This is a genomic window from Algoriphagus sp. (genome assembly GCF_024642405.1).
Classification (GTDB): domain Bacteria; phylum Bacteroidota; class Bacteroidia; order Cytophagales; family Cyclobacteriaceae; genus Algoriphagus.
In genome coordinates, this window is the sequence record NZ_JAHEBC010000408.1 from 1 (window position 1) to 3231 (window position 3231).

Sequence of the window (3231 nt, forward strand, 5' to 3'; positions counted from 1 at the left end):
TAGAATTGGCCCTTTACCCAATAGGGGAGCCACTTCTCTTATTCAGAGGAGAATTAATTTTGAGAAGTGGTTAAGCTTCTGTCTTCCAAAACCAGAAGTGGCTTTAGACGGAATTAGAAAATTTTTTTGGTTTATTTAGCAGAAAGTAGTTGACCCTGAGCAAGCGGCTTCACTAAAGTGCCATCACTAAGTTTATCTAATCCTGCAGTTACGATTCTGTCATTGGCTTTCAATGATTCACCACTGACGATATAGTCGTTTCCGGATCTTCCCTCAATGTTGATTTCTTTTCGGGAAACTGTATTGTCTTCATTTAGAAGAAATATAAATCGCTTATCCTGAATGGATGTGGTAGCCGATTGAGGGATCAAAATCGCATTTGGATAGATTTGCTCCATCAAGATTTTTCCGGTATTCCCAGTTCTCAACAACGTGTCTGGATTTTCGAAATGCGCTCTAAGAGTAATTGATCCGGTAGATCGATTGATCTGACCAGAATTGGCGTCCACTGTTCCTACTTTATCATATACACTTCCATCAGCCAAAACCAGTTTTACATCTGGGTTCATTTTTTTGGAAGTGGAGTCTTTCTTCATTCTCTCATAATACAAGTAGTCAGACTCACTCATAGAGAAGTAGACATAGATTTCATGAACATTCGATAAAACAGTCAAAGGGGTATCATCTGATTTTTTGACCACATTTCCGATTGATTTTGGGATCCTTCCCATCAGCCCATCAACTGGAGCTTTGATGGTAGTGAAATTCATATTGATCCTCATATTGGCAGCTTCAGCTTCAGCTTTTGCCAAAGAAGATTGAGCCACTTCATAATCTGCAACGGTTGTTTCCATCCTTACTTCAGAAATCACCTCATTTTCGATCAAAGGACGAAGCCTTTCAATTTCAGTTTTGGCTTTTCTCAACTTTGCTTTTTCCAGATCTACATTGGCAAGGGCATTCTTCAAATCCTCCATATATGGCTGACTGTTGATCTTGAACAAAACATCTCCTTTGTTCACATACTGTCCTTCATCCACATAGATTTCTTCTAAAATCCCTTCTACCTGTGGTCTGATCTGCACATTTTCCACGCCTTCTACCGATCCTAAGTATTTATATGAAATAGCTGCCTTCTCCTCCTTCAAGGTTAAAACAGGAAGTGGAATTCCTTCATCTTTTACCTCAGCTTCCTCGCAGCCAAATACCCCTAAGCAGATGGTTAATAAGGCTAGAATATTCTTGAAAGTACTTTTTGCTTGTATAATAATAAGTTGGTTTTTCATGTTTAATAGGTTTTTAAAATCCTACAATCGAAGTTGTAATAGGGATTTAGAAATAATCATACCACTGAAGGAATTTGTGTTATGATAGGTCTATGAGCTGATATTCAGGGAGAAAGGATGCTTTTTGATAGAAAAAATGGGTAATTTTTGATGAAAAGTGTGGAAGACTTACCCAGTTTCGCCAAAGTATATTTGGTTTTTCGATTTTTGAACCAATTTTGGCCAATTATTCCAAAAGGTGAAATATTGAGATTTAACAATTTTTAAATCTTCCTGTTCTTTAAGGAGTCCTTTCAAGAAAGGATGAAAAATAAAAAGCGATAAGCCTAATTTTTACTACTTTTGCCCCCAGAATGGATATGCAAAAAATAAGAAATTTCTGTATCATCGCCCATATTGATCATGGGAAGAGTACACTGGCGGATAGATTACTGCAGGAAACCCAGACGGTCGCTGACCGGGATATGCAGAATCAGTTGTTGGATAATATGGATTTGGAGCGGGAGCGTGGTATCACGATCAAGTCTCATGCGATCCAGATGAAATATACTCATGAAGGTGAAGTGTACACGCTAAACTTGATTGATACTCCCGGTCACGTGGATTTTTCATATGAAGTTTCCAGATCGATTGCGGCTTGTGAAGGCGCTCTACTTATCGTGGATGCCTCTCAAGGGATTGAAGCCCAGACTATCTCGAATTTATACCTAGCATTGGGGCATGATTTGGAAATCATCCCAGTTCTTAACAAAATTGACCTTCCTGGAGCAGATCCTGAAGCTGTAGCTGATGAGGTGATTGATTTGATCGGATGTGATCGAGAAGATATTATTTTGGCTTCCGGTAAAACAGGAATTGGTGTTGACGATATCTTAAAAGCGGTAGTGACCAGAATTCCAGCTCCTAAAGGGGATCCAGATGCACCACTTCAGGCGATGATTTTTGACTCAGTTTATAATCCTTTCCGTGGAGTAGAGGTAATCTTTAGAATTTTCAACGGAACTTTTAGCAAAGGAGATAAGATCAAATTTGTTAATACTGGAAGAGAATATGAGGCAGATGAAATAGGGATTTTGGGTTTAAACCAAATTCCTCAGCAAACCATGAGCGCTGGTAACGTAGGTTATTTGATCTCAGGGGTGAAAGTTGCCAAAGAAATTAAAGTCGGGGATACCATCACCCATATCAAGCGCCCTTGCGATAAGGCGATCCAAGGATTTGAAAACGTAAAACCGATGGTTTTTGCAGGGATTTATCCTGTGGAAACGACAGATTACGAAGAACTCAGAGCTTCTATGGAAAAGCTTCAGTTAAATGACGCTTCTCTGGTTTGGGAACCTGAAACTTCCGTGGCACTTGGATTTGGATTCCGTTGTGGATTCTTGGGAATGCTCCACATGGAGATTATCCAGGAGCGATTAGAACGTGAATTTGATATGACAGTAATTACTACTGTTCCATCGGTTCAATTTAAAGCGCTGATGACCAATGATACCTATCAGTTGATCAATGCACCTTCTGATATGCCGGATCCAACCCGAATGAAACATATCGAAGAACCTTATGTCAAAGCATCGATTATCACGGCTTCTGAGTATGTTGGATCAGTGATCACTTTGTGTATGGAAAAGCGTGGTCAAATTAAGAATCAGGTGTATTTAACAGCAGATAGAGTTGAATTGACTTTCGATATGCCATTAGCTGAGATCGTATTTGACTTCTTTGATAAATTAAAAACCATTTCCAGAGGATACGCCTCTTTGGATTATGAACTGATCGGATATCAGGTTTCCCATATGGTAAGATTGGATGTGATGTTGAATGGAGAACCAGTGCATGCTTTGTCAGCGGTTGTTCATAGAGATAAGGCATACGAATGGGGGAAAAGACTTTGTGAAAAGTTGAAAGAACTGGTTCCAAGGCAAATGTTTGAGATTGCAATTCA

Annotated in this window: 2 protein-coding genes; one reads left to right on the forward strand and one right to left on the reverse strand. The window is 39.3% G+C overall.

Annotated features, from left to right (window positions below):
• Positions 1-131: 131 nt before the first annotated feature.
• Positions 132-1286 (reverse strand): efflux RND transporter periplasmic adaptor subunit, encoded by a 1155-nt coding sequence (locus Q0L68_RS18520; RefSeq protein ID WP_296705739.1) that lies wholly within the window; start codon positions 1284-1286, stop codon positions 132-134.
• 353 nt (positions 1287-1639) lie between these two features.
• On the opposite strand from Q0L68_RS18520, the gene lepA reads away from it, so the two are divergent.
• On the forward strand, positions 1640-3231 hold a 1592-nt coding region (gene lepA / locus Q0L68_RS18525; RefSeq protein ID WP_296705740.1), incomplete at its 3' end, for a translation elongation factor 4.